The following is a 7,504-nucleotide window of genomic DNA, read 5'->3' as shown; positions in this document are numbered from 1 at the left end:
CCCCACGCCTCCGCCGCTCGCGCCGCCCCCCCTGGTGTCGGAGCCGCAGGCCCACGTGCTGGACGCCGCGCTGCCCCCACAGGTGGAGGGGGCGCACACGCCCGTCGTGGTGGAGGACGACCGCGAGCTCATCCGCGAGGGTGACCGCACCCTGCTCATCATCGAGGACGACCTGAAGTTCGCCCGCATCATGGTGCAGATGGCGCGCGAGAAGGGCTTCAAGGCCCTGGTCGCCACGCGCGGCGACAGCGGCCTGTCCATGGCGCACGAGTACCAGCCGGACGCCATCACCCTGGACATCCAGCTGCCCGTGGTGGACGGCTGGAGCGTGCTGGACCGCCTCAAGCGCAACCCGCGCACGCGCCACATCCCCGTCCACATCATCAGCGTGATGGACAAGCACCTGGGCAACACCCAGGGCGCGTTCGGCTACCTCACCAAGCCCGTGAGCAAGGAGGGCCTGGAGCGCGTCTTCGGCCAGCTGTCGCGCTTCCTGGAGCGCCGTGAGCGCCGGCTGCTCGTCATTGAAGACGACGACGTGCAGCGCAGCAGCCTCACCCAGCTGCTCAGCGACGGCGGCGACGTCGCCGTCACCGCGGTGGCGTCCGGCCAGGAGGCCCTCCAGAAGCTGGAGGAGAACGAGTACGACTGCCTCGTCATCGACCTCCTGTTGCCCGACATGGACGGCATCAAGCTGGTGGAGGAGGTGAAGACGCAGCAGCGCTTCCGCGACCTGCCCATCGTCGTCTACACCGGCCGTGAATTGACGCCCAAGGACGAGGCCCGGCTGCGGCGCTACACCGGCAGCGTCATCCTGAAGAGCGGCGCGAAGAGCCCGGACCAGCTGCTCAGCGACACCGCGCTCTTCCTGCACCGCCTGGACGAGAACCTCCCGGCGCGCGCCCGCGCGGCCCTGGCGCAGCGCAACGACCAGGACGCACCGCTGGCGAGCAGGAAGGTGCTCCTGGTGGATGACGACATGCGCAACATCTTCGCGCTCACCAGCGTGCTGGAAAATCACAGCATGCAGGTCGTCTTCGCGGAGAACGGGCGGGCCGCCATTGAAATGCTCGGCCAGCACCCCGACGTGGACGTCGTGTTGATGGACGTGATGATGCCGGAGATGGACGGCTACGAGACCATGCGTGCCATCCGCAAGGACCCCAAGTACGCCAGCCTCCCCATCATCGCCGTCACCGCGAAGGCGCTGAAGGACGACCGCGAGAAGTGCATGGCGGCCGGTGCGAGCGACTACCTGCCCAAGCCGGTGGACACCGACAAGCTCCTGGAACTCGTGCGGCTCTGGGTGAGTGCTTGATACTCAACGAGGACGATCCACCTTGTGGCCCCCTTTGCACTTCCGTCTGGAAGGGGGCGGCCCTAGCCTTGTCCGCCGTGTCTCGGGTCCCCTGACCCACGCGCTCCCCCACCGCGCACATGAACTCCACTGAGCACACCCCGGAACGTCCCCAGGAAGCCGCCGCGGCCACCCCGCGCGCGGCCATCCTGATGGTGGACGACCACCCGGCCAACCTGCTGGCGCTGGAAGCCATCCTCGAGCCGTTGGGCCAGGACCTGGTGAAGGCGACCAGTGGCGAGGAGGCGCTCAAGCAGCTGTTGCAGCGCGACTTCGCGGTCATCCTGATGGACGTGCAGATGCCGGGCCTGGACGGGTTCCAGACGGCGGCGCTCATCAAGCAGCGCGAGCGCACGCGCACCATCCCCATCATCTTCCTCACCGCGCTCAGCCGTGACGCGGCGCATGTCTTCAAGGGCTACGCGCACGGCGCGGTGGACTACCTGCTCAAGCCCTTCGACCCGGAAATCCTCCGCTCGAAGGTCAGCGTCTTCGTGGACCTGTTCCTCAAGGAGCAGCAGCTCCAGCGCCAGGCGGCCCTCCTGCGCCAGCGCGACCGCGAAGCCCTGGAGCGCCAGAGCGCGCTGCGCTACCGGCGGCTCACCGAGTCCCTGCCGGAGCCCATGTGGGCGGCCCGCGCGGACGGGGCGCTGACGTACGCCAACCGGGCCTGGCGTGACTACACCGGCCACCATGAGGGGTATGAGCTGTCGCTCTCCTCCTTCCTCCAGGACGTGCACCCGGCGGACCGCGAGCGGATGCGCGCCGTGTGGAGCGACGGGGTGGTGCAGGTGCAGAGCAGCACGCAGGAGTTCCGGCTGCGGCGCAGGGACGGCGTCTTCCGCTGGCACCTGGCGCGCGCGGTGCCGGAGCACGACGAGCACGGGGCGCTGGTGGGCTGGCTGGCCATCGCCACGGACATCGACGACAAGCGGCGCGCGGAGGAGGCGCTGGGGCGCTTCAAGACGACGCTGGACGCCACGCTGGACTGCGTCCTGATGTTCGCCCCGGACACGCTCACGCTCGCGTACGCGAACGCGGGCGCGGCCAAGCAGCTGTCCTCCACGGTGGAGGAGCTGGTGGGCCTGCCGGTGCTGGAGGTGGAGAGCGCCTTCGACGAGACGGGCTTCCGCAAGCTGCTGGCACCGCTGATGTCCGGCACGCTGCCGTCGCAGACGTACTCCACCAACCACCGCCGCCGGGATGGCACGGAGGTGCCGGTGGAGGTGGTGCTCCAGTACGTGGCGGAGAAGGAGGGCCCCGGCCGCTTCATCTCCGTGGCGCGCGACATCACCGAGCGCCAGCGCGCGGAGACGGCGCTGCGGCTGGCGAGCGAGGCGAAGGACGCGTTCCTCGCCGCCGCGAGCCATGAGCTGCGCACGCCGCTGGCCGCGGCGAAGGGCCACGCGCACCTGGCGCTGCTCAAGCTGGGCGGGCAGACAGAGGCCGGCCCGGGCAAGTCGCTGCAGATCATCAACCGGCAGATCGACCGCATGGCGAAGCTGGTGGAGGACCTGCTGGACATCAGCCGGCTGCAGGCCGGAAGGCTGTCGCTGGAGCTGGAGCCGTTCGACTTGTCGCAGCTGGTGCTGGAGACGCGGGACCGCATGGCGGTGCTGTCGCAGACGCACGAGCTGCAGGTGGAGGTCCCCGAGCGGCTGGAGGGCACGTGGGACCGGGGGCGGTTGGACCAGGTGCTGACGAACCTGCTGTCCAACGCCATCCGTTATTCGCCCGAGGGCGGCCAGGTGCTGGTGCGCGTGGCGGCGGAGGGCGACACGGGCGTGCACCTGTCCGTGAAGGACCAGGGCGTGGGCATCCCCAGCGAGAAGCAGCGCCTCATCTTCGAGCGCTTCGGCCGCGCGCACGGCAGCAAGTACGGCGGGCTGGGGCTGGGGCTCACCATCAGCCAGGGCATCGTGGAGCAGCACGGCGGCCGCATCTGGGCCGAGTCCACGGGCACCGTGGGCCAGGGCTCCACCTTCAACGTCTGGCTGCCCCGGCGCACCGAGGCCCAGGCGGCGTCGCCGGCGGAGTCCTCGCGCACCCCGAGCTGAGCCTCGAGGTGGAGAAGCTGTCGCCCTGTCCGCGGGGTTAGAGGAAGCGGCGGATCCACCGGTTGGTGTCGTGCTGGAACGGGAGGAGCTCTTCGCCTGTGTATTGGAAGAGGAAGGGCTCCATCAGGCGGGCCAGCGCGCGGTACTGCGGGGGAATGGCTTTCGCCTGCGTGTCGATAGGGTCTGGCCATTCATCCAGGGTGACGAGCACGCGGTCTCCGTCCATGGGGAGCAGCGAGACCTCCGGGAAGGGAAGCGCGTTCCTGAGCGCGTCGATGCCGCCCATCTGGCTTAGCAAGGGCTGGCCCAGGAACGTGAGCCAGTGGGGGCCCAGCGCGCGGGTGCCAAGGACGGAACTGAGTTCCCTGTTGTTGTAGGCATCCAGTCCCGGATACCGGGCGAGGAGCGCCTCGGTGATGTTCCAGTCGGCTGAGCTGAACAAACCTTGTGGTGAGACGATAGCGAAGCTGACATAGCCAAAATTGAATGGCAGCTCACTGCCCAACTGGAGCGCAAGCGCACGCAGGTGTGAAGCCCCGTGCTCCAGGAGGTACTCCGTTGGAAACGTGAAGGACACAGAGCTGATGGGATCCTCGTGGATGGGATCCCCGAGCCGCCGCGCGTAATACTCGAAGTGGTAGCTGCCGGCCTCGCTCGGGCTCTCCATCAGCTGAATGGGCCAGACGCCCTTCCAGGGTGGATCCAGCAGATACTTTCGGATGTGTTCCCAGCCCTGCTCGTCGAGCGGTTCCAGTTCTCCTTCCCCAGGGGGATACCAGCCCAGCGCCCCAGGAGGGATGGCCTGAAGATAGGTCTGAAGGGCGCGCCAGACAGCGTGAGCGAAGGCCTCGGGATGTTCGTGGGAAAAGAAGGAGATGACGATTCCATCGCGTCCCGCGAGCCAGCCGCCTCTGCCTTGAAGCCGGATTGCGGGAAAGGCGTCTCTCATGGCGTCCTCACTCCAAACTTTGGCGAGATGAGTAGGGCCTGTCCGTCCAGGGCCGCCTTGTAGACTTTCCCCTGGTCCTGGCCGAAGTACGGACTGCTCGGCCCATATGCCGTCCACTGGGGCTGGTTGCTGTCCGGACACGGGAACTTGAAGTCCAGGGTGAGCGCGGCCTTCAGCAGGTTGCGGCCTTCATGGAGGACGAGATCCGGCTTGATGGTGCCTCGGAGCTCCTCGGTGCATCCCTCTGCGATGAGCCGCGCTTCCTTCTCCGGGCTGATGGTCTCTACCATCCGGGCATTCGGGTAGTAGCGGTAGCGCTGCTCGATGCTGAAGGGTGCGGGCCATCGCTCCTTCAGTACTTGTTCCGCACACTCCAGCGCGAGCACGTGCTTCTGCTTCCCCAACTGCATCGCCCGGGTGACGGGGTTTCCACAGCGGTCCTTCTCCACGACCTCGCTGCACTCCTGACGGGTCGGTGGGCGCCCTTCAAAGAACCGGGCGTTGCCCACCTGCTCCGCCTGGACCGCGCAGTCCGCCAGCCGCTTCTCCAGCTCATCCGCCGCGTGCTCACGCTGCATCAGCGCAAGCACGGCCGGCGGAATGGCCCGGAGCAGGGGAGATGCCACGGCCCGGGTGGCGGATGCGGCGGCCTGCTCCGCCACATAGGCGGCGTACCGTGCCTTTCCAGCGGTCTCCGTGTCCACGAACCCCAGTTCCCCATGCCGGGAATGCCGTGAGCCGCCGGCACACGCCGTCAGCAGGGCACAGGCCACCCAGAAGTTCATCGCGGCACGCATGTGCCGGACTCTATCCGGCACCGCGTCGAATCAGGCGACCCGCGAGAACCACTCCCTCGTGGAGAACTGGGCCTCCAGCACCGCCGCCAGATGCAGCACGATGACTCCGCGCACGTGGGACTCGTCCGGGTGGAGGAAGCGGCGCGCGCGACGCATGCGTTGCTGGAGCGGTACGAAGTGGAGAAGCTGTCGCCCTGGCCGCGGGGTTAGAGGAAGCGGCGAAGCCACCGGTTGGTGTCGTGCTGGAACGGGAGGAGCGCTTCGCCTGTGTATTGGAAGAGGAAGGGTTCCATCAGGCGGGCCAGCGCGCGGTACTGCGGGGGAATGGCTTTCGCCTGCGTGTCGATGGGGTCCGGCCATGCGTCCAGGGTGACGAGCACGCGGTCGCCGTCCATGGGGAGCAGTGAGACCTCCGGGAAGGGAAGCGCGTCCCGGAGCGCGTCGATGCCGCCCATCCGTGTCAGCAGGGGTTGCCCCAGGAACGTGAGCCAATAGGGGCCCAGGGCCCGGGTTCCGAGCTTGGAGCTGAATCTGCTGGCATGAGGCGCATCCAGTCCGGAATAGCGGGCGAGGAGCGCTTCGATGCTGTCCCAATTGCGTGTAATCCAGGGGTCCTGTGTTGAAACAAGGGCGAAGCTGGCGTAGCCGAAGTTGAAAGGCAGCTCACGGGCCAGCTCAAGTGCCAGGGACTGAAGACGGGCCACACCCTGCACCACGAGGTACTCCGTGGGAAATGTGAACGCCAACGTGGTGACGGGAGCATCGTGGAAGGGGCTGTCGAGCCGTCGCCCGTAGTATTCGACCTGATAGCCACCGGTCTCGCTTGGGCTTTCTCTCAGTTCAACGGTCCTTCCGCCGCCTTCAAGGCAGTCAATCACTTCCCTGCGGTTGTGCTCCCATCCTGCGGCATCGAGCGGCACCATGTCGCCATCATCGGAGGTGTACCAGCTCAAGGCGCTGTGTGGGATGGCGAGCCGGTAAGCCTCGATAGCGCGCCAGATCGCGGGCGCGACCTCTGTATGGTCACGATGGATGAAGAAGGACACAACAACGCCATCGCGTCCTTCGAGCCAGCCGCCTTGGCCGCGAAGCCGGATGAGGGGGAATCCTTCTTTCATTGCCCTGATGCCCTCATGCCTTTCCGTGGAGAAATGAGAATCGCTTTTCCACCCAACGCTTGTTCATAGATGTCCTGCTGGGTCTGGTTGTCGTATGGGCTGCTCCTCCCATAGCGAGTCCATTGCGGCTCATTGCTATCAGGGCACGGGAACTTGAAGTCCAGGGTGAGCGCGGCCTTCAGCAGGTTGCGGCCTTCATGGAGGACGAGATCCGGCTTGATGGTGCCTCGGAGCTCCTCGGTGCATCCCTCTGCGATGAGCCGCGCTTCCTTCTCCGGGCTGATGGTCTCTACCATCCGGGCATTCGGGTAGTAGCGGTAGCGCTGCTCGATGCTGAAGGGTGCGGGCCATCGCTCCTTCAGTACTTGTTCCGCACACTCCAGCGCGAGCACGTGCTTCTGCTTCCCCAACTGCATCGCCCGGGTGACGGGGTTTCCACAGCGGTCCTTCTCCACGACCTCGCTGCACTCCTGACGGGTCGGTGGGCGCCCTTCAAAGAACCGGGCGTTGCCCACCTGCTCCGCCTGGACCGCGCAGTCCGCCAGCCGCTTCTCCAGCTCATCCGCCGCGTGCTCACGCTGCATCAGCGCAAGCACGGCCGGCGGAATGGCCCGGAGCAGGGGAGACGCCACGGCCCTTGTGGCCGACTGCTCCGCCACATAGGCCGCATACCGCGCCCGGGCGGCCGTCTCCGTATCCACGTACCCCAGCTCTCCATGCCGGGAATGCCGCGCGCCCCCGGCACACGCGGTGAGCAGGGCACACGCCACCAGGACCGCGAACCTCTTCACCGCTTCCCGCGGGCCAACAGCATCACCGCGAGCAGGATGGCGCCCATCGCTCCCACGGTCAGCGGCCCCAGCGTCTCTCCCGCGAACACCACGCCCAGCAGCACCGCCACCGCCGGGTTCACGTACGCGTAGCTCGTCGCGAGCGCCGGCCTCGCGTGCCGGAGCAGATACGCATACGCGCTGAACGCCACCAGCGAACCGAACACCACCAGATACACGAACGACACCATCGCGCGCAGGGGCACCCCGTCCCCCATCCGCTCTCCCAGCGCGAAGCTCACCCCCAGCATCATCACGCCCGCGCTCAACATCTGCGTCGCCGGCGTCATCAACCCCGAGGGCATCGGCAAGCGCCGGCTCCACACCGAACCAAAGGCCCACGCCGCCGGTGCCACCAGCAGCGCCAGCGCCGCCATGCCCCCGCCGCCCGTGTCC

The 7,504-nt window shown here is 67.4% G+C and carries 8 protein-coding genes; 2 read left to right on the top strand and 6 right to left on the bottom strand.

Features of this window, described 5'->3' with window-relative positions:
- Together D7W81_RS37895 and D7W81_RS37890 are read left to right on the top strand one after the other, a co-directional pair.
- Positions 1 to 1,318: response regulator (locus D7W81_RS37895; RefSeq protein ID WP_120560241.1), on the top strand; the 1,318-nt coding region annotated here is incomplete at its 5' end.
- Positions 1,319 to 1,437: 119 nt separating this feature from the next.
- Entirely contained in the window at positions 1,438 to 3,414 is a 1,977-nt protein-coding gene (locus D7W81_RS37890; protein ID WP_120560238.1) for a hybrid sensor histidine kinase/response regulator, read from the top strand.
- A gap of 37 nt (positions 3,415 to 3,451) precedes the next feature.
- On the opposite strand, the gene D7W81_RS37885 is transcribed toward D7W81_RS37890, so the two are convergent.
- From D7W81_RS37885 to D7W81_RS37865, 6 genes are all read right to left on the bottom strand, one after another.
- Positions 3,452 to 4,363, bottom strand: coding sequence for a DUF3396 domain-containing protein (locus D7W81_RS37885; protein WP_120560237.1), 912 nt, complete (start codon positions 4,361 to 4,363; stop codon positions 3,452 to 3,454).
- A complete protein-coding gene (locus D7W81_RS37880) occupies positions 4,360 to 5,160 on the bottom strand; it encodes a hypothetical protein (RefSeq protein WP_167508143.1) in 801 nt (266 codons plus the stop codon). The genes D7W81_RS37885 and D7W81_RS37880 overlap by 4 nt, the downstream gene beginning before the upstream one ends.
- Positions 5,161 to 5,190: 30 nt before the next feature.
- Entirely contained in the window at positions 5,191 to 5,316 is a 126-nt protein-coding gene (locus tag D7W81_RS44265) for a hypothetical protein (RefSeq protein ID WP_279637934.1), read from the bottom strand.
- Between the two features lie 50 nt (positions 5,317 to 5,366).
- Positions 5,367 to 6,278: a DUF3396 domain-containing protein gene (locus D7W81_RS37875; RefSeq protein WP_120560236.1), complete on the bottom strand. Its 912-nt coding sequence runs from the start codon at positions 6,276 to 6,278 to the stop codon at positions 5,367 to 5,369.
- A complete protein-coding gene (locus tag D7W81_RS37870; RefSeq protein WP_120560239.1) occupies positions 6,275 to 6,979 on the bottom strand; it encodes a hypothetical protein in 705 nt (234 codons plus the stop codon). The genes D7W81_RS37875 and D7W81_RS37870 overlap by 4 nt, the downstream gene beginning before the upstream one ends.
- 86 nt (positions 6,980 to 7,065) lie before the next feature.
- The coding region (locus tag D7W81_RS37865; protein ID WP_147445766.1) for an EamA family transporter at positions 7,066 to 7,504 on the bottom strand (439 nt) is incomplete at its 5' end.

The organism is Corallococcus aberystwythensis (assembly GCF_003612165.1).
Taxonomy (GTDB): Bacteria; Myxococcota; Myxococcia; order Myxococcales; family Myxococcaceae; genus Corallococcus; species Corallococcus aberystwythensis.
This window is presented reverse-complemented; position numbering and strand designations above follow the sequence as displayed.